Below are 18,434 nucleotides of genomic sequence, written 5' to 3'. Positions count from 1 at the left end.
GCCCGCCTTGTCCGACGAGCAGTCCCCGCAGCCGCCCGGCGAACCGGCCACCGAGGCGTCCACCGATCCCGAGCTCCAGGTGCGCGACCCGGCCACCGAAGAGGTCGTCGCCACGGTCCCGGCCGCCACCGCCGCCGACGTCGACGCCGCCGTCGTACGCGCCGCGGCGGCCCAGACCCGCTGGGCCGCCCTCGCGCCCGCCGACCGGGCCCGGCTGCTGCGCCGCTTCGCCGACGAAGTCGACGCCCACACCGAGGAGTTGGCGCAGCTGGAGGTCCGCGAGGCCGGGCATCTGCTCGGCAACGCCCGCTGGGAGGCGGGCAACGCCCGCGACCTGCTGCTGTACGCGGCGGGCGGCGCCGAACGCCTCCTCGGCAAGCAGATCCCCGCACCCGGCGGCTGGGACGTCACCTTCCAGGAGCCGCTGGGCGTGGTCGGGGTCATCGCGCCCTGGAACTTCCCGATGCCCATCGCGGCCTGGGGCTCCTTCCCCGCCCTCGCCGCGGGCAACGCCGTCGTCCTCAAACCCGCCGAGACCACCCCGCTCACCGCGCTCCGCCTCGCCGAACTCGGCCTGGCCGCGGGCCTGCCCGAGCATCTCTTCCAGGTGCTGCCCGGACACGGCCACATCGCCGGCCGCGCGCTCGTCGACCACCCGGACGTGGCCAAGATCGTGTTCACCGGCTCCACCCGCACCGGCCGCGAGGTCATGACCCGGTGCGCCCGCCTGGTCAAACCGGTCACCCTCGAACTCGGCGGCAAGAGCCCCAACATCGTCTTCGCCGACGCCGACGTCGAAGCCGCCGTCGACCCGTTCTCCTTCCTCGACAACTCCGGCCAGGACTGCTGCGCCCGCACCCGGATCCTGGTGCAGGAGCCGGTGTACGACCAGGTCCGCGAGGTGCTGGCGGACGCGCTCGCGGCCGTCGTGGTGGGCGACCCGGCCGACCCGAAGACCCGGATGGGCCCGCTGATCTCGGCCCGGCAACGCGACCGGGTGCGGTCCTTCGTCCCCGACGGCGCCCCCGCCCTGCGCGGCACCGCGCCCGAGGGACCCGGCTACTGGTTCGCGCCGACCGTGCTCACCGGGGAGCGGCCCGACTCGCCCGCCGCCCGCGAGGAGATCTTCGGCCCGGTCGCCGTCCTGCTGCCGTTCACCGACGAGGCCGACGCCGTCCGGCTCGCCAACGACACCCCGTACGGCCTGGCCGGTTCCCTGTGGACCCGGGACCTCGGCCGTGCCCTGCGGGTCTCGCGGGCCGTGCGGGCCGGGAACCTGTCCGTCAACTCCCACTCCAGCGTCCGCTACTGGACCCCGTTCGGCGGCTTCAAGCAGTCCGGTCTCGGCCGCGAGCTGGGACCGGACGCCCTGTCCGCCTTCACCGAGACCAAGAACGTCTTCATCAGCACGGAGGGCCCCGCACAGTGACCGCTGGAACGTCCGAGAACCCTGAGATCATCTGTCGCCGACTGGCCGGCCGGACCGCCGTCGTCACCGGAGCGGGCAGCGGCATCGGCCTCGCCTCCGCCCGCCGCCTCGCCTCCGAGGGCGCCCACGTCGTCTGCGCCGACATCGACGAGACCCGCGGCCAGGCCGCCGCCGACGAGGTCGGCGCTCTGTTCGTGAAGGCCGACGTCACCGACCCCGATCAGGTCGAGGCGCTGTTCGAGACGGCCTACGACACCTACGGCAGCGTCGACGTCGCCTTCAACAACGCGGGCATCTCCCCGCCCGACGACGACTCCATCCTGGAGACCGGCCTGGAGGCGTGGAAGCGCGTCCAGGAGGTCAACCTCACCTCCGTCTACCTGTGCTGCAAGGCCGCCATCCCCTACATGCGCCGCCAGGGCCGGGGCTCCATCATCAACACGGCCTCCTTCGTGGCCCGCATGGGCGCGGCGACCTCCCAGATCTCCTACACCGCCTCCAAGGGCGGGGTGCTCGCCATGTCCCGCGAACTGGGTGTGCAGTTCGCCCGGGAGGGCATCCGGGTCAACGCGCTGTGCCCGGGTCCGGTCAACACCCCCCTGCTGCGGGAGCTGTTCGCCAAGGACCCCGAACGGGCCGCCCGCCGCCTGGTGCACATCCCGGCCGGCCGGTTCGCCGAGGCCGAGGAGATCGCCGCCGCCGTCGCCTTCCTCGCCAGCGACGACTCCTCCTTCGTCAACGCCAGCGACTTCCTGGTGGACGGCGGCATCTCGGGCGCGTACGTCACGCCCCTCTAGAGGCCCGTGCGGACGCCCGCGTGGCCGGACCGCCCGCCGTTGCCGGCTCGCGGCGCCCCCACGACGGCGCCCCCACGACGGCGCCCGGCCGTTCCCTCTGGCCGGGCGCCGTGTACCGGGCCGTGGCGTCCGGCTTACAGTGCCGTGATGAGCATGACGCCGCCGCCGGGCTGGTACCCCGACCCGAACGCTCCCCGGTTGGAGCGCTGGTGGGACGGCGGCGCCTGGACCGAGCACCGCCGGGCGCGGGGAGCGGACGTGGCGCCGCCGGCGCCGGAACCGAATTCCGGGCGGGCCAAGGCGGTCGCGCTGATCGCCGCCGGAGCCGTTCTGGTAGCGGCGATCGTCATCGGCGCCCTCCTGCTCCGCGAGGACCACGAGGACCGCGGTGGTTCCCTCCACGCCGGAGCCGCGCCCACGCCCGCCACGAGCGCCGCGCGATCTGCCGCGCCCACGCCCGCCACGCGATCCGCCGGGACCCCGGCCGCCGATGATGCCGCCGTCGTGGTCGACCGGTTCGCCGGCGGCACCCTGCCGGGCCGGACCGCCGACCGGGCGCGCTCGGAGGACAACGCCACCGCCGCCAGCGGGGGCGCCGCCCGCCTCGACCCGGCGGGCTGAACCGGCCCCCACCCGGAGGGCCGCGCCGACCGACACACCCGGGAACCCCCACGGCCGGGGGGACTCGGCCGGTCAGAGGAACGTGCGGCCCTCGCCCCGGTAGGTGGGCACGGTCGCCGTCACCCTGTCCCCCTCGACCAGGTGCAGCGCGTCGAACCGCTCGCACAGCTCACCGGCCTTGGCGTGCCGGAACCACACCTTGTCGCCGATGAGCAGGTCGTCGGCGGGCGAACCGAGCAGCGGCGTCTGCACCTCGCCCGGCCCCTCCTGGGAGTCGTAGCGCAGTCCCTGAGGCAGATACGGCACCGGCAGCCGGTCCCGGCCGGCCGTGCCGGACGCCGGATAGCCCCCGCCGAGCACCGTCACCACCCCGACGCCCGGCCGCCGTACGACCGGCTGCGCGAACAGCGCGGCCGGCCGGCCGGTGAACGACGTGTAGGTGTCGAACAGGTGCGGCACATACAGCCCCGAACCGGCCCCGATCTCGGTGACGACGTCCTCGGCGGCCGTGTACTGCACACTCCCCGTGCCACCGCCGTTGACGAACTCCAGACCCGGCGCCACCGCCCGGACGGCCCGCACCACGGCGGCCCGCCGCTCGGCCAGCTCACGCCGGGCGGTCGCCTGCATCAGACGGACGGCTCGGGAACGCGCCGGCCGGCCCGCGACGTGGTCGCCCACACCGGCGATGTGACCCTCGTACGCCATGATCCCCACGAGCGTGAATCCGGGCCGCCGCAGCACCGCGCGGGCCAGCTCGGCGACCTGGTCGGGGGAGTGCAGCGGGGAGCGCAGCGCCCCGAACCGCAGCCGCCCGCCGAGCAGTCGCAGCGACGTGTCCAACTCCAGGCAGACGCGCACGACTTCGGCGCCGCCGCCGCGGGAGGCGTCGATGAGATCGAGCTGCGCCGGGTTGTCGATCATCACGGTGACGGCCGCGGCGAGCTTGGGATCGGCGGCCAGTTCGGCGAAACCGGACCGGTCGGCGGACGGGTAGGCGAGCAGTACGTCGTCGAACCCGGAACGCGCCAGCCAGAGCGACTCGGCCAGCGTGAAGGCCATGACGCCCTGGAATCCGTCCTTGGCGAGCGCACGTTCGAGCAGGGCGCGGCAGCGTACGGACTTGCTGGCGACGCGGATCGGCTTCCCGCCCGCCCGGCGCACGAGGTCGTCCGCGTTGGCGTCGAAGGCGTCCAGGTCCACGATCGCGAGAGGGGCGTCGAGATGGGCGGTGGCCCGGTCGTAACGGGCCCGGTCGGCGGCGCGCGCAGTCATGCACGAAGCCTGCCAGACCGGATTACCGCTGGGTAGAGGGACGTTCCGGGCAGATGCCGCGGCGTCACGGACTGGTTCCCGTTCGCCGTGGAACAACCCGTAGAGTGACGCGCACGCACGACGGGACGGGCCGCGGGGCCGCGGATCCCGCGCTGGGATGCCGTCGCGTCCGCGCGGGTATGCAGTGCCCGGGACGGGCCATGCCGGGCCCTGGGCGGGGGGCATGGCCGCCCGCGCACCGAGGAGTCGGCCGGGCACTAGGAAACGGGGGGTGCATGAGCACGGAAGCGCGCCACGCTCCGATCCCCCCGCGCCCCACCTCCACGAACGCCCCCGACAGCCCGGCGGACAGCACGGAAACGGCAGACGCCGAAACCGGCGAGAACCCAGCGAACCCAGCGAACCCAGCGAACTCTGCGAACTCTGCGAACTCTGCAAACTCTGAGAACCCTGAGAACGGCGAGAACCGCGAGAACGGCGTGAAAGCCGCACAGGTCGGAGAGGCCGGGCGGAGCGCGCAGGCCGGGCGCTCGTCGGGTCCGGGGAAACCCGGACCGGGCGGGAACACGGCGATCACCGCGCACCCGGTCGACACCGCGGGCGGCGCTGCTTCTTCCCCCCGTACCCCGATGTCCGTCGGGCGCGCCGGTACGGAGGAGGCGCCGACGGGCCCGGGTCCGGCCGACGGCCGTGCCGTGGGTACGCCGGTGCCCCCGGGCCCGCGGACGGACGCGGAGCCGCCCCGCGTTCGTACGGGCGGAAACCCTCCCGTGTCCGCGCGTCCGCCGACCGGGGCCGACCGGGCCGAGCGGCCGACGGAAGCCGGAACTCCGGCGCCGCGCGCCGGTGATTCGAAACCGCACACCGGTACTTCGGTACCGCGCACCGGTACTTCGGTACCGCGCACCAGCACTTCGGCACCGCGCGCCGGCGCCGCGGACGGCCCCGCTCCCGTGCGGTCCGGCCCAGGCGACGCCGAGCCGCGCTGTCCTGGACCACGCCGGTCCCATGCCGCGCCCGGCGGCACCCCCGGCGTCCCGTCGCCCCCGCCGCCACCCGCCTCGGCCCGCTTCCCGGACGCCCCGCCCACCGCGGGCACCCGCTCCGGACGGGACGGGAGCCCCGGACATGACGGCCGTACCCCGGTTCCGCCCCGCCGGTCCGGGCCTCCTGCCGAGGCCGCCAAGGGGACCAGCGCGCGCCTGCGGCCGGCACCACCCGCCCACGAGTCCGGCACACCGGCCGGGCCCGGCGGCGAACCACCGTCGACCGTCGCGTGGCCCGGCGCCACGAACCGGTCCACCGGCGCCGCGAGCTGGGCCGGTCCCGGCGCCGCCGGCGACGGGACCGAGGACGGCGCCCGGCGGCCCGGGGACTTTCCGGGGGCCGGACCGGAGCGTGCCGGGCGCGGGGTACCGCCCGATCCCGCCCTGTCCTGGAGCGCGTTCCCGCCGCCGGGCGGACGACCCGTCGTGTCGTTCGGGCAGCCCGAGGGATACGACGACCGTGCCCGGCCCAGACCGCTGGGCGGGCGCCCGCACAGCCGCACCGCCGCTGCCGCCGTCTGCCTGGTCCTCGGCCTCGGACTCATCGGCGGTGCCGTGACCGGGAGTTGGCTCACCGGTGAGGCCGGCGGCGCGGACGCCGAGACCGGCTTCGCCGCGGCAGGCGACCTCTGGCACAGCGAGCCGGTCGACGCGCTCTTCCCGCCCACCGTCGAGGGCAGGGGTGCCGGACCCGGCGGCGCCGACCGGACCTGGACCCGGATCGCGGTTGCCCCGGACGGCGGCTGCGCCGACGCCTTCGACCCGCTCCTCGGCAAGGTCCTCGCCCCCGTCGGCTGTGAACGGCTGCTGCGGGCCACCTACACGGACGCCACCGAAAGCCATGTCACCACCGTCGGGCTGCTGTTCACCAAGGCCGACTCCGCCGCCATGGCCGCCCTCGCCGCCCGCTTCAAGGACGAGCGCCTGGACCGCCGTACCGATCTGCTGCCTCGCCCGTACGCCGCCAAGGACACCGTCGCCGAGGACTTCGGCGACCGGCAGTGCGCATCCTGGACCGTCTCCGTCCTCACCGACGCGCCCGTCGTCGCCTACGCCGTCTCCGGCTGGTCCGACGGCCGCACCGTCGACGCGCCCCAGCCCGCCGCGGAGGCCGTGCAGTCCGGCGCCACCACCGCCCCCGCGCAGGCGGGCCTCGGCCAGGAGGCCCAGGGTCTCGCCGACCGCGTCGAACGGCGCCTGCGTCAGACCGTCAGCACGGCCACGGAGCAGCCCTCATGACGCGAACGACGGGCGGCCGCCGCGGGCCCGGCCCGGCCGGCACGGCCCTGAGCCTCCTCCTCGCCGGTTCGCTGGCCCTCCTGCCCGCCACCACCGCGCACGCCGACGGCATACGCTCCCAGCAGTGGGCCCTGTCCGCCATGCACACCGAGGACGCCTGGCGCACCACCAAGGGCAAGGGCGTCACCGTCGCCGTGCTGGACACCGGAGTCGAGACCGACCACCCGGACCTCGTCGGCAACGTCCTGCCCACCAAGGACTTCGTCGGCTTCGGCGCCGAGCCCGGCGACCGCACCTGGGCCCGGCACGGCACCGCGATGGCCGGCATCATCGCGGGCCACGGCCATGGGCCCGGCAACGCCGACGGCGTCATGGGCATCGCCCCCGAGGCGAAGATCCTGCCCGTGCGGGTGATCCTGGAGGACGGCGACACGGCCCGCGGCAAGGCCCGCGCCACCCGCGGCAACGCTCTCGCCGAGGGCATCCGCTGGGCCGCCGACCACGGCGCCGACGTCATCAACCTCTCGCTCGGCGACGACTCCGACTCCGCGCACCCCGAGCCCAGCGAGGACGAGGCCGTGCAGTACGCCCTGAAGAAGGGCGTGGTCGTCGTCGCCTCCGCCGGGAACGGCGGCGACCAGGGCGACCACATCTCCTACCCGGCCGCCTACCCGGGCGTGATCGCCGCCACCGCCGTCGACCGCTACGGCACCCGCGCCGCCTTCTCCACCCGCCGCTGGTACGCCACCGTCAGCGCACCCGGCGTGGACATCGTCATCGCGGACCCGGACCACAAGTACTACGAGGGCTGGGGGACCAGCGCCGCCTCCGCCTTCGTCTCGGGCGCCGTCGCCCTGGTCGAGGCGGCCCACCCCGGCCTGGCCCCGGCCCAGATCAAGAAGCTGCTGGAGGACACCGCACGCGACGCGCCGAGCGGTGGCCGGGACGACTCGCGCGGCTTCGGCTTCGTCGACCCCGCCGCCGCGATCAGCGCGGCCCGCCGGATCGAGCCGGAGAAACCGCACGCGGCGGCCTACGCGGACAAGTACTTCGGGTCCGGCCCGGACGCCGCCCGGCGGGCCGGTTCCACCGCGGGCTGGGCGGGTCCGCTCGCGGGCGGCGCCGGCGGGGTACTGCTGGTGGCGGCGGTGGTCCTGTGGCGGGGCCGCCGCGAGACGGAGCGCTGAACCCCGCGCGTACGACGCCGGTTTCCAGGCGTACGACGCCGAGTGCCAGGGCCACGGGAGGCGCAGGGCGGCCGGGGAACTACCCAGCCGCGGACACCGGTGGAACCGTGGACACCGGCGCGACCGCGGACACCGACGTGACCGCCGACTCGGAGGAGTCCGTGGAGTCCGTGGAGTCCGTGGAGACCGTGGCGTCCGGGGACGCCACGGCCGAGGGGGTCCTGCCGGTGAACGCCGACACCGCGGCCCGCGCCGCCGCCTCCACCAGGTCGATGCCGCGCGCCTGGGACACCGTGCCCTTCGACAGGACGGCGACCAGGTAGGCGGTGCCGTCCACCGTCACCCGTCCGATGCTGTTCACGTCCCACAGCCCGGTCGTGCTGCGCGCCAGCCAGCCGTTCTTCAGGGCCGTCGTGGCGGAACCGTCGGCCACCGCCGACACACCCCACCGCTGGTCGGTCTCGACGGTCTCCATCAGCTCCCGGACATAGTCCCGCGACGCCTCGCTCAGCTGCGAACCGTCCCCGAACACCTGCTGGAGCAGGGCGAGTTGGTCGGCCGCGGTGGTCTGCGTCAGCCCCCACAGCGGGCCGTCGCCACCGGTGGTGCCCGTGAGCCCGAACCGTTTGTTCGCGGCGTCGAGTCCGTCCTTGCCGCCGATGCTCTGCCACAGCGCCGACGCCGCGTCGTTGTCGCTGTTCTCGATCATCTTCGAGGCGTACGCCTGCTCCGTCGTGGTCAGTTGCCGTCCCGCGTCCTGCGCCTGCAACAGCAGCGTCGCCAGGATGTCGACCTTCACGATGCTCGCCGTGTCGAAGGCCGCGTCGCCGTAGCGGGCGCTCGCGCCGGAGTCCAGGTCCAGCACGGCCGCCGACACCTTCGCGCCCGACGGCACGGCGACTGTCGCCATCGCCGTGCTCAGCAGCGCGTTCCGGTTCACTGTGGGCTCCACCGACTTCTCCTCGCCCGCCGTTGCCGAGGCGGTGGCCGCCGGTGACGACGCCGAGGTTGCCGAGGATGCCGAGGATGCCGAGGATACGGCCTGCGCGCCGGGGCGCGCCCGCGCCTTCACGTACACCGTCCCGCCGGCCGTCACGCCCACGACGGCGAGCACCGCGAGCGCCAGGTGCACGAGCCTACGACGGCGCCCGGACGGGCGGGACCGGCGCCGCCGGCGGGCTGAGGGGGACTTCATGCCGCGATGCTCGGGGCGCGGACTGTGGACGTCGTTTGACGAACGTGAGAGCCCGGTCAGTGGAATCTGAGATTCCGGTGAATTCCGCCGCCGTCGCGTTCCGGGGCCCGCGGCGGCCCGGCGGCACCCCCTCGATAGGGTCGTCGACCGTGGCGAACAAGAACATTCCCGACTCCGGCTTCTCCGACGACGACGGAACCGCCGACCCACGGCTGAGCGCCGCGCTCGCCGCCTGGGCCGAGGACCGCACCGCCGTCGGGCCCGTCCTGGAGGCGCTGCGCGGCGCCCGGCTGCTCGTTCCGGTCGTGGCCGTCCTCGGCGAGGTGGAGGAGGACGAGAAGGGGCTGCGCCGCGAGAAGACCAGCGACATGGCCGTGCCGACCCTGCGGGCCGGATCACGCACCGCCCTGCCCGCCTTCACCTCCACCGCGTCGCTGGCCCGCTGGGACCCGGCCGCCCGCCCCGTCGCCGTGCCCCTGCACCAGGCGCTGCGGGCCGCCGCGCACGAGAAGGCGGACACGGTCGTCCTGGACATGTCGGGCCCGGTGCCCTTCGAACTGACCGGCCCGGCGCTGCTCGCCCTCGCCGAGGGCCGCACGACGACCGACCCGCTCGCCGACCCGGCCGTGGTCGACGCGGTACGGGCCGCGGTCGCCGCCGAGCCCGCCGTGCTGCGCGCACACCTCGGGCCCGGCCGGGCCGACGGCATCCTCGGCCTCGTCCTCGACGCGGTGGCGGAGCCGGCCGCGGTCGCCCGTGCCGTCGCCGGGCGTCTCGCCGCCGACGAGACACTGCGCGCCCGCCTGGTGCACGGCCTCGACCTGGCGCTGCTGCCGGCCGGGACCGCACCTGCGGGCACGCCCTTGTACGTACGCGGATGAACCGCGGCCGAGAAGGCCGGGCGAAGTCCACCGCCGTGCCGCGGACGAACGGCGGCGCCCTCCCGCCCGGCCTGCGCGGCGCTCAGCCGTAGACGGGTCCGGTGTACTTCTCGCCGGGGCCCTGGCCGGGCTCGTCCGCGACGATCGAGGCTTCCCGGAAGGCCAGTTGCAGGGACTTCAGGCCGTCGCGCAGCGGCGCCGCGTGGAAGGAGCTGATCTCGGTCGCGCTCGCGTCCAGCAGCCCGGCGAGGGCGGTCACCAGCTTGCGCGCCTCGTCCAGGTCCTTGTACTTGTCGCCCTCCTCCGTCAGTCCGAGCTTCACGGCCGCGGCGCTCATCAGGTTGACGGCGACCGTCACGATCACCTCGACCGCGGGGACCTCGGCGATGTCACGCGCCATCTCGTCGAAGTCGGGCTGCTCGGCCGGGCCGGAGGGGGAGGTCTCACTCATGCGGGACACCATAGGTGCTGGCGCTCCCCGTACGGTGCCCGGCCCCGTCCGGCCTCGGTTCGCCGTTCCCGTCCCGAGCTGCTAGCCTGAAACAACGACCGGCCGGACACGACTGTGCCCGGCCTACAAGTGGAGGCTCCGATCTCCCACCTGACCGTCCTGCGGGGCGGCAGGTCATCCGGTCAGGCGACCGACGTCGTTGCGTACGAATGGAGTCGCCCGATAGCGCCCCGCGGTCATCGCGAAGGTGCTCCGGTAGTGCAAGGAGCCCCGCATGTGATCGTCCGGGGCATTTTTTCTGCTTCGGTGCGGTTAGGTCTCACGAATACAGACGTTACGCGGCTGTCCGCCAGACCGTCGTGTGGTGCTACCGAGGAGGATCCATCAGCACCGAGCCCCGCATCAACGACCGGATTCGCGTTCCCGAGGTGCGACTTGTCGGTCCCAGCGGCGAGCAGGTCGGGATTGTTCCGCTTGCCAAGGCGCTGGAGCTTGCCCAGGAGTACGACCTCGACCTGGTCGAGGTGGCGGCGAGCGCACGTCCGCCGGTCTGCAAGCTCATGGACTACGGCAAGTTCAAGTACGAGTCGGCCATGAAGGCCCGTGAGGCGCGCAAGAACCAGGCGCACACGGTCATCAAGGAAATGAAGCTCCGGCCGAAGATCGACCCGCACGACTATGACACCAAGAAGGGTCACGTCGTCCGGTTCCTCAAGCAGGGCGACAAGGTCAAGATCACGATCATGTTCCGTGGCCGCGAGCAGTCCCGCCCCGAGCTGGGCTACCGACTGCTGCAGCGTCTCGCGGAGGACGTCCAGGACCTCGGTTTCGTGGAGTCGAACCCGAAGCAGGACGGCCGCAACATGATCATGGTTCTCGGTCCGCACAAGAAGAAGACCGAGGCGATGGCCGAGGCCCGCCAGGCGCAGGAGGCCCGCAAGGCCGAGCGTCAGGGCCGCACGGCGGCCTCCCCGCAGGAGGCGCCCGCCGAGGAGCCTGCCGAGGAGCCTGCCGAGGCGTGATCCCCGGGGCCACCCGCCCGGGGCGACACCCGGCGGTCCGGAGGTACGGCCCCCCTGGGGCGTACGGAACTCCGGAACCCCGGAGCCACACCCGGGACGCGAGTCCCAGGACACAACCGAAACAAGAGCGACGCTCCACCGTGCCCGGTTTTCGCGACCGGGCACCGGAGCGCCACCGACGAGGAGAGAACGGCGCTATGCCGAAGAACAAGACGCACAGCGGTGCCAGCAAGCGCTTCAAGATCACCGGCTCGGGCAAGGTGCTCCGTGAGCGCTCCGGCAAGCGCCACCTGCTTGAGCACAAGTCGTCCCGTGTGACGCGCCGCCTCACCGGCAACGCCGAGATGGCCCCGGGCGACGCCAAGAAGATCAAGAAGCTTCTCGGCAAGTGACGTACGGGCGCTCGCAGCCGAGCGCCCCGCGCCAGGACCGGGACCCAGTCGTTTCCGGGTCGTGTGCGTACCCCCACGGCCCCGCTACAAGGAGTTAAACAAGTGGCACGCGTCAAGCGGGCAGTCAACGCCCACAAGAAGCGCCGGGCGATCCTCGAACAGGCATCCGGCTACCGCGGTCAGCGCTCGCGCCTGTACCGCAAGGCCAAGGAGCAGGTCACCCACTCGCTGGTCTACAACTACAACGACCGCAAGAAGCGCAAGGGCGACTTCCGTCAGCTGTGGATCCAGCGCATCAACGCCGCTGCCCGCGCCAACGGCATCACCTACAACCGCTTCATCCAGGGTCTGAAGGCCGCGAACGTCGAGGTCGACCGCAAGATCCTGGCCGAGCTGGCGGTCAACGACGCGGGCGCCTTCGCCGCCCTCGTCGAGGTCGCGCAGAAGGCGCTGCCGGCGGACGTCAACGCGCCGAAGGCCGCCTGACGCCGCGCCGGCGCCGGCCGATGTGACTTGAGGACCCGCAGGCCGCGAGCCTGCGGGTCCTGCCGTTGCCGCACCGGACACGCCGCGCTCCGCGGCACCCGTTGGCACCCCCGCACGGCCCGAAGGACGCCGGGGGACCCCAGTCCGCCCTGACGGCCGAGCGCCGCCCGGCGGGTAGCACACCGAAGGTGAACCTCCATGGCCCCCGCCGCTGACGAGCCGATCTCCCCCCGTTCCGCCCGTGTGGCGGCCGCCCGGCGGCTGGCCCGGCGGAACTTCCGCGGCAAGGAGCGGCTGTTCCTCGCCGAAGGGCCGCAGGCCGTACGGGAGGCGGCGGCGCACCGGACCGCCGGGCAGGCGACCCTCGTCGAACTGTTCGCCACCGGCGAGGCCACCGAACGGTACGCCGGCATCGTGGCCGCGGCGCGGGCCGGCGGCGCCCGGGTGCACCTCGCCTCCGACGAGGTGATCGCCGACATCTCCACCACCGTCACCCCGCAGGGCCTGGTCGGTGTCTGCCGCTTCCTCGACACCCCCTTCGAGGAGATCCTCGCGACCGGGCCCCGCCTCGTCGCCGTCCTCGCGCACGTGCGCGACCCCGGCAACGCCGGAACCGTGCTGCGCTGCGCGGACGCGGCCGGTGCCGACGCCGTCGTGCTCACCGACGCCTCCGTCGACGTCTACAACCCCAAGGCCGTACGCGCCGCCGTCGGCTCCCTGTTCCATCTGCCCGTCGCCGTCGGTGTCCCCGTGGAACAGGCCGTCGCCGGGCTCAGGGGCGCCGGGGTGCGTGTCCTCGCCGCCGACGGCGCGGGCCCGGACGACCTCGACGACGAACTCGACAAGGGCACCATGGGCGGACCCACGGCGTGGGTGTTCGGCAACGAGGCATGGGGACTGCCGCAGGAGACCCGGGCGCTCGCGGACGCCGTCGTCCGCGTCCCCATCCACGGAATGGCCGAGAGCTTGAACCTGGCGACGGCCGCAGCCGTCTGTCTGTATGCCTCGGCCCGTGCACAGCGCGCCTCCGGAGGGTGCCGCTGTGTCACCGTGAGCTAGTAGGGTGGCCCGCCTGGGACACCCCGGCGAGGTACCCCAGGCCGGCTGAGAGGTGGAGTACGGGGATGAGCGTCGGCACGAGCAGCGCTCCGGGAGGGCGGGACGTACGGCGGGTGCCCGCGCCCCGGCACAGTGGCCTCGCCGGACCCGGCATCGACCCCGACGACCTGCCCGACGGCCTCGTGGTCGCCGACGAGCACGGGCTCGTCGTCTGCTTCAACTCGGCCGCCGCCCGGATCACCGCCGTCCGCACGGAGGACGCCGTCGGTCGCCGGCTGGAGAAGGTCCTGCCCTTAGAAGACCTGGAGGGACGCCGCTGGTGGCAGCTCACCGATCCGTACGGCGGGCTGGCCATCCGGGTGCGCCAGCCGGAACGGAACCTGCTGCTGCCCGGCGGCCGGGAGGTCCTGGTCTCCGCGCGGTACGTGCGCGGTGAGCCCACCGGACCCGTCCGCCGCGTCGTCGTCTCCCTGCGGGACACCGAGGCCCGGCGCCGCACCGAGCGCAGCCACGCCGAACTGATCGCCACCGTCGCACACGAACTGCGCTCGCCGCTCACCTCCGTCAAGGGCTTCACCGCCACCCTCCTCGCCAAGTGGGAGAGGTTCACCGACGACCAGAAGCGGCTGATGCTGGAGACCGTCGACGCGGACGCCAACCGCGTCACCCGGCTCATCGCCGAACTGCTCGACATCTCCCGCATCGACTCCGGACGGCTGGAGCTGCGCCGCCAGCCCGTCGACATGGGGGCGGCCGTGGGACGGCACATCCAGGCGTACGTCGCCGCCGGCCAGCCCGCCGACCGTTTCCTGCTGCGCATCGAGCAGCCGCTGCCCATCCTGTGGGCCGACCCCGACAAGGTCGACCAGGTGCTCAGCAACCTCATCGAAAATGCCGTGCGGCACGGCGAGGGAACCGTCACCATCGACATCACGCCCGCCGCGTCCCCCCGCGAAGGAGAGGACGCCGGTACATCGGTCACCGTGAGCGACGAGGGCACCGGCATCCCGGAGGAGTCCATGAAGCGCGTCTTCACCCGCTTCTGGCGGGGCAGCAAGCGCGGTGGCACCGGCCTCGGGCTCTACATCGTCAAGGGCATCGTCGAGGCCCACGGCGGCACCATCACGGTCGGCCGCGCCGCAGGCGGCGGCGCGGAATTCCGATTCACCCTGCCCGCGGGCACCCCGGCCTTCGAATTCGAGCTGCCACGCGGAGTCGGATAGGACGGTGGTGGGGGACGGGGAACCTCAGCCGCCGTGGGCCCGGTGCTGCCCGCGGGCGCACCCGTCATCCCCGGCCCCGTTAGACTCGGCCTTTGGCACCTTTGTGTCCCGGGGACCGTACCGATCCCTCCCAGGATCGCCGGGACGGTTCCGCCACGAGCCGTGACGGGGACCTCCAGCCAGCCAATCGGAAGCACGGGAAGAGATGTCGGCACCGAATAAGTCGTACGACCCGGTCGAGGTCGAGGCGTTGAAACCGGAAGAGATCGAGCGCATGCGGGACGAGGCGTTCGCCGCCTTCGCCGCCGCGGACTCCCTCGACGCCCTCCACGAGGCCAAGGTCGCCCACACCGGCCCCGCCTCCCCGCTGGCCCTCGCCAACCGCGAGATCGGCGCCCTGCCGCCGCACGCCAAGGCCGACGCCGGCAAACGCGTCGGCCAGGCCCGCGGCGCCGTGAACAAGGCGCTCGCCGCCCGCCAGAGCGCACTGGAGGTGGAGCGGGACGCCCGGGTCCTGGTCGAGGAGTCGGTCGACGTCACGCTGCCCTACGACCGGGTACCGGCCGGCGCGCGGCACCCGCTGACCACGTTCATGGAGCGGGTCGCGGACGTCTTCGTCTCCATGGGCTACGAGATCGCCGAGGGCCCCGAGGTCGAGGCGGAGTGGTTCAACTTCGACGCCCTGAACTTCACCCCGGACCATCCGGCCCGGCAGATGCAGGACACCTTCTTCGTCGCGGGCCCCGACGGCGACCACGGCGAGTCCGGGGTCGTGCTGCGCACCCACACCTCGCCGGTGCAGGCCCGCTCCCTGCTCGACCGCGAGCCCCCCGTCTACATCGTCTGCCCCGGCCGGGTGTACCGCACCGACGAGCTGGACGCCACGCACACCCCGGTCTTCCACCAGATCGAGCTGCTGGCCGTCGACGAGGGCCTGACCATGGCCGATCTCAAGGGAACCCTCGACCACATGGTCCGTTCCCTGTTCGGCGCGGACATGAAGACCCGGCTGCGGCCGAACTACTTCCCCTTCACCGAGCCGTCCGCCGAGATGGACATGCTCTGCTACGTCTGCAAGGGCGAGTCCGTCGGCAACCCCGACCGGCCCTGCCGCACCTGCTCCAGCGAAGGCTGGATCGAGCTGGGCGGCTGCGGCATGGTCAACCCGCGGGTGCTCGTCGCCTGCGGCGTCGACCCGGAGAAGTACAGCGGGTTCGCCTTCGGGTTCGGCATCGAACGGATGCTGATGTTCCGCCACAACGTCGAAGACATGCGAGACATGGTCGAGGGTGACGTCCGGTTCACCCGGCCGTTCGGGATGGAGATCTGATGCGGGTCCCGCTTTCTTGGCTGCGGGAGTACGTCGAGCTGCCGGCGACTCAGACCGGCCGTGACGTCCAGGAGAAGCTGATCTCGGTCGGTCTGGAGGTCGAGACCGTCGAGCAGCTCGGCGCCGACCTCAAGGGGCCGCTCGTCGTCGGCCGGGTGCTGACCATCGAGGAGCTGGAGGGCTTCAAGAAGCCGATCCGGTTCTGCACCGTCGACGTCGGTCAGGCCAACGGCACCGGCGAACCCCAGGAGATCGTCTGCGGCGCCCGCAACTTCGCGGTCGGCGACAAGGTCGTCGTGGTGCTGCCCGGCGCCGTGCTGCCCGGCGGCTTCGCGATCGCCGCGCGCAAGACCTACGGCAAGGTCTCGCACGGCATGATCTGCTCCAGCGACGAGCTGGGCATGGGCGACGACAACTCCAAGGGCATCATCGTGCTGCCGCCGGAGTGCGAGGTCGGCTCGGACGCCATTGAGCTGCTGCAACTGGTCGACGAGGTCCTCGACATCGCGGTGACGCCCGACCGGGGCTACTGCCTGTCCCTGCGCGGCGTCGCCCGCGAGGCGGCGATCGCCTACGGCCTGCCGCTGCTCGACCCCGCGCTGCTCGACGTACCCGCCGCGAACGCCTTCGGCTACCCGGTCCAGGTCGCCGACAGCGTCGGCTGCGACCGCTTCACCGCCCGCACCGTGACCGGCCTCGACCCGGAGGCGCGCTCCCCGATCTGGCTCCAGCGGCGCCTCCAGAAGGCCGGCATGCGCCCGATCTCGCTGGCCGTGGACATCACCAACTACGTGATGCTGGAGCTGGGCCAGCCCCTGCACGCGTACGACCGCTCCCGTGTCCAGGGCACCGTCGGCGTGCGCCGGGCCGAGCCGGGCGAGGAACTGACCACGCTCGACGGGGTGACCCGCACCCTCGACGCGGAGGACCTGGTCATCACCGACGACCGCGGTCCGATCGGCCTGGCCGGTGTCATGGGCGGCGCCAACACCGAGATCGACGACACCGACGGCACCACCACCGAGGTCGTCGTCGAGGCCGCGCACTTCGACGCGATCACCATCGCGCGCACGGCCCGCCGCCACAAGCTGTCCTCCGAGGCGTCCCGCCGCTTCGAACGGGGTGTCGACCCGCAGGCCGCGTCGGCCGCCGCCCAGCGCACCGTCGACCTGCTGGTGCTGCTCGCGGGCGGCACCGCGGACGCCGGCGTCACCGAGGTCGTCGCGCCGTCCGCACCGCGCACCATCACCATCCCGGCGAACCACCCGGACCGGGTCGCGGGCGTCGACTACGGCCGGGAGACGGTCGTCCGGCGGCTCCAGGAGATCGGCTGCGACGTCTTCGGGGACTCCGCCGCGTGGGACGCGTCGTCGAGGGTCGGCCGGGAGACGGGCGGGCCGGACGAGCTGGTCGTCACCGTCCCGTCCTGGCGGTCCGACCTGACCGACCCGAACGACCTGGCGGAGGAGGTCATCCGCCTCGAAGGCTACGAGAACCTGCCCTCGACGCTGCCCAAGCCCCCGGCGGGCCTCGGCCTGACCGACCGGCAGCGCATGTACCGCAGGGCCGGGCGCGCGCTGGCCGGCGCGGGCTATGTCGAGGCGCTGAACTACCCGTTCATCGGCGAGCAGGTCTTCGACCAGTTCAACCTCGCGGCCGACGACCCGAACCGCCGGGTGGTCAAGCTGGTCAACCCGCTCTCCGACGAGGAGCCCGCGCTGCGCACGATGCTGCTGCCGGGCCTGCTCGGCGCGCTGCGCCGCAACGACGGCCGCGGCTCGCACGATCTCGCGCTGTTCGAGACCGGGCTGGTCTTCGAGCCGCGCGCGGAGCGGGCCCTCGCCGTCCGGCTGCCCGTCGACCGGCGGCCCACCGACGAGGAGATCGCCTCGCTCGACCTGGCGCTGCCCGAGCAGCCGCGGCACGCCGCCGTCGTCCTCGCCGGGGCCCGCGAGCAGGCCGGCTGGTGGGGCAAGGGCCGCCCGGCCGACTGGGCGGACGCCGTCGAGGCCGCGCGCCTGCTCGCCCGCGAGACCGGGACCGACCTGATCGTCCGCAAGGGGCAGTACGGGCCCTGGCACCCGGGCCGCTGCGCCGAACTGGCGGTCGTCGTCGACGGCGCCGAGCGGGTCATCGGGTACGCGGGGGAACTGCACCCCGGCGTCCTGAAGACGCTGGGGCTGCCCGAGCGCAGCTGCGCGATGGAGCTGGACCTCGACGTCCTGGAGCAGGCGGGGACCCCGCTCGTGCAGGGCCCGCGCATCTCGGCGTTCCCCGTGGCCACCCAGGACGTCGCCCTCGTGGTCGACACGGACGTGCCGAGCGCCGACGTCGAGGCCGCGTTGCGCGAGGGAGCGGGCGAACTCCTTGAGTCCATCCGGCTGTTCGACGTCTACGAGAGCGCCGAGCAGCTCGGCGCGGGCAAGAAGTCGCTGGCGTACGCGCTGCGGTTCCGCGCGGCGGACCGCACACTGACAGTGGACGAGGCGTCGGCCGCGCGGGACGCGGCGGTTGCCCTCGCGGGCGGGCGCGTGGGGGCGGTACTGCGGGGCTGAGCGCTTGGGCCGGGGTGAGTGCTTCGGCGCGGCGGCCGGGGCGGGCGCGGTGGAGTGCTGCGCCCGCCCCGGTGTCGTGGCCGGTCGCTCCGCCTCGGGCCCGCGGCCTTCGCGGCTTCGCTTGAACAGGGACCCCTGTCTCCTCACGCCCTTTCGGGGCGCTGCTTCCCGCATAAATGCGGGGAGGCCGAAGGGGGCTCACTCGTTCGGGTGGGAACTGCCGGTGATCTGGTCTTTCCGGACCAT

Annotated in this window: 16 protein-coding genes; 13 read left to right on the top strand and 3 right to left on the bottom strand. The window is 73.5% G+C overall.

Going from position 1 to position 18,434, the window contains the following annotated elements; all coding sequences use genetic code 11:
- The first annotated feature begins 7 nt into the window (after nt 1–7).
- From ACFC09_RS09135 to ACFC09_RS09125, 3 genes are all read left to right on the top strand, one after another.
- Nucleotides 8–1,429 (top strand): aldehyde dehydrogenase family protein, encoded by a 1,422-nt coding sequence (locus ACFC09_RS09135; protein WP_376525222.1) that lies wholly within the window; start codon nt 8–10, stop codon nt 1,427–1,429.
- Nucleotides 1,426–2,226 (top strand): 3-oxoacyl-ACP reductase, encoded by an 801-nt coding sequence (locus ACFC09_RS09130; protein ID WP_376525220.1) that lies wholly within the window; start codon nt 1,426–1,428, stop codon nt 2,224–2,226. Before ACFC09_RS09135 ends, ACFC09_RS09130 begins: the two co-directional genes overlap by 4 nt.
- Nucleotides 2,227–2,373: 147 nt before the next feature.
- On the top strand, nt 2,374–2,847 hold the full coding sequence (locus tag ACFC09_RS09125; protein ID WP_376525219.1) for a DUF2510 domain-containing protein: 474 nt from the start codon (nt 2,374–2,376) through the stop codon (nt 2,845–2,847).
- Between the two features lie 72 nt (nt 2,848–2,919).
- Here the strand turns inward: ACFC09_RS09125 and ACFC09_RS09120 are convergent, their stop codons facing one another.
- Complete coding sequence (locus ACFC09_RS09120) at nt 2,920–4,122, bottom strand: amino acid deaminase/aldolase (RefSeq protein WP_376525218.1); 1,203 nt, start codon at nt 4,120–4,122, stop codon at nt 2,920–2,922.
- 1,472 nt (nt 4,123–5,594) lie between these two features.
- Between ACFC09_RS09120 and ACFC09_RS09115 the strand changes: the two genes are divergently transcribed.
- A complete protein-coding gene (locus ACFC09_RS09115) occupies nt 5,595–6,407 on the top strand; it encodes a hypothetical protein (protein WP_376525216.1) in 813 nt (270 codons plus the stop codon).
- Entirely contained in the window at nt 6,404–7,594 is a 1,191-nt protein-coding gene (gene mycP / locus ACFC09_RS09110) for a type VII secretion-associated serine protease mycosin (RefSeq protein WP_376525215.1), read from the top strand. Before ACFC09_RS09115 ends, mycP begins: the two co-directional genes overlap by 4 nt.
- 79 nt (nt 7,595–7,673) lie before the next feature.
- Here the strand turns inward: mycP and ACFC09_RS09105 are convergent, their stop codons facing one another.
- Nucleotides 7,674–8,789: a serine hydrolase gene (locus ACFC09_RS09105; RefSeq protein WP_376525213.1), complete on the bottom strand. Its 1,116-nt coding sequence runs from the start codon at nt 8,787–8,789 to the stop codon at nt 7,674–7,676.
- 149 nt (nt 8,790–8,938) lie between these two features.
- Between ACFC09_RS09105 and ACFC09_RS09100 the strand changes: the two genes are divergently transcribed.
- The gene (locus ACFC09_RS09100; RefSeq protein ID WP_376525211.1) at nt 8,939–9,670 is read left to right on the top strand and encodes an SseB family protein; all 732 of its coding nucleotides are present in this window, start codon (nt 8,939–8,941) and stop codon (nt 9,668–9,670) included.
- Nucleotides 9,671–9,752: 82 nt separating this feature from the next.
- Here ACFC09_RS09100 and ACFC09_RS09095 read toward each other — a convergent pair whose 3' ends face one another.
- Nucleotides 9,753–10,121, bottom strand: coding sequence for a DUF1844 domain-containing protein (locus ACFC09_RS09095; protein WP_376525210.1), 369 nt, complete (start codon nt 10,119–10,121; stop codon nt 9,753–9,755).
- A 359-nt stretch (nt 10,122–10,480) separates the two neighbouring features.
- Here ACFC09_RS09095 and infC point away from each other — a divergent pair, with 359 nt between their 5' ends.
- From infC to pheT, 7 genes are all read left to right on the top strand, one after another.
- Entirely contained in the window at nt 10,481–11,143 is a 663-nt protein-coding gene (gene infC, locus ACFC09_RS09090) for a translation initiation factor IF-3 (protein ID WP_376525208.1), read from the top strand.
- 197 nt (nt 11,144–11,340) lie between these two features.
- On the top strand, nt 11,341–11,535 hold the full coding sequence (gene rpmI, locus ACFC09_RS09085) for a 50S ribosomal protein L35 (protein WP_121888283.1): 195 nt from the start codon (nt 11,341–11,343) through the stop codon (nt 11,533–11,535).
- Between the two features lie 102 nt (nt 11,536–11,637).
- Complete coding sequence (rplT, locus tag ACFC09_RS09080; protein ID WP_055492778.1) at nt 11,638–12,021, top strand: 50S ribosomal protein L20; 384 nt, start codon at nt 11,638–11,640, stop codon at nt 12,019–12,021.
- Nucleotides 12,022–12,219: 198 nt separating this feature from the next.
- Nucleotides 12,220–13,080 (top strand): TrmH family RNA methyltransferase, encoded by an 861-nt coding sequence (locus ACFC09_RS09075; protein ID WP_376525207.1) that lies wholly within the window; start codon nt 12,220–12,222, stop codon nt 13,078–13,080.
- A 65-nt stretch (nt 13,081–13,145) separates the two neighbouring features.
- Nucleotides 13,146–14,303 carry an ATP-binding protein gene (locus ACFC09_RS09070; protein WP_376525205.1) on the top strand — a complete coding sequence of 386 codons (1,158 nt, stop codon included), beginning with the start codon at nt 13,146–13,148 and terminating at the stop codon, nt 14,301–14,303.
- Nucleotides 14,304–14,508: 205 nt separating this feature from the next.
- A complete protein-coding gene (pheS, locus tag ACFC09_RS09065; RefSeq protein ID WP_376525203.1) occupies nt 14,509–15,633 on the top strand; it encodes a phenylalanine--tRNA ligase subunit alpha in 1,125 nt (374 codons plus the stop codon).
- Entirely contained in the window at nt 15,633–18,188 is a 2,556-nt protein-coding gene (pheT, locus tag ACFC09_RS09060) for a phenylalanine--tRNA ligase subunit beta (protein WP_376525202.1), read from the top strand. The genes pheS and pheT overlap by 1 nt, the downstream gene beginning before the upstream one ends.
- Nucleotides 18,189–18,434: the final 246 nt, after the last annotated feature.

The sequence above is a fragment of the Streptomyces sp. NPDC056161 genome, assembly GCF_042268025.1.
Classification (GTDB): Bacteria; Actinomycetota; Actinomycetes; order Streptomycetales; family Streptomycetaceae; genus Streptomyces.
This window is presented reverse-complemented; position numbering and strand designations above follow the sequence as displayed.

Excerpts from the sequence above, each read along its gene's own strand:
- pheS (WP_376525203.1), top strand. The coding sequence starts at position 14,509 with ATGTCGGCACCGAATAAGTCGTACGACCCGGTCGAGGTCGAGGCGTTG.
- pheT (WP_376525202.1), top strand. The coding sequence starts at position 15,633 with ATGCGGGTCCCGCTTTCTTGGCTGCGGGAGTACGTCGAGCTGCCGGCG.
- ACFC09_RS09105 (WP_376525213.1), bottom strand. The coding sequence starts at position 8,789 with ATGAAGTCCCCCTCAGCCCGCCGGCGGCGCCGGTCCCGCCCGTCCGGG.
- ACFC09_RS09125 (WP_376525219.1), top strand. The coding sequence starts at position 2,374 with ATGAGCATGACGCCGCCGCCGGGCTGGTACCCCGACCCGAACGCTCCC.
- ACFC09_RS09120 (WP_376525218.1), bottom strand. The coding sequence starts at position 4,122 with ATGACTGCGCGCGCCGCCGACCGGGCCCGTTACGACCGGGCCACCGCC.
- ACFC09_RS09095 (WP_376525210.1), bottom strand. The coding sequence starts at position 10,121 with ATGAGTGAGACCTCCCCCTCCGGCCCGGCCGAGCAGCCCGACTTCGAC.
- rpmI (WP_121888283.1), top strand. The coding sequence starts at position 11,341 with ATGCCGAAGAACAAGACGCACAGCGGTGCCAGCAAGCGCTTCAAGATC.
- mycP (WP_376525215.1), top strand. The coding sequence starts at position 6,404 with ATGACGCGAACGACGGGCGGCCGCCGCGGGCCCGGCCCGGCCGGCACG.
- ACFC09_RS09070 (WP_376525205.1), top strand. The coding sequence starts at position 13,146 with ATGAGCGTCGGCACGAGCAGCGCTCCGGGAGGGCGGGACGTACGGCGG.
- ACFC09_RS09075 (WP_376525207.1), top strand. The coding sequence starts at position 12,220 with ATGGCCCCCGCCGCTGACGAGCCGATCTCCCCCCGTTCCGCCCGTGTG.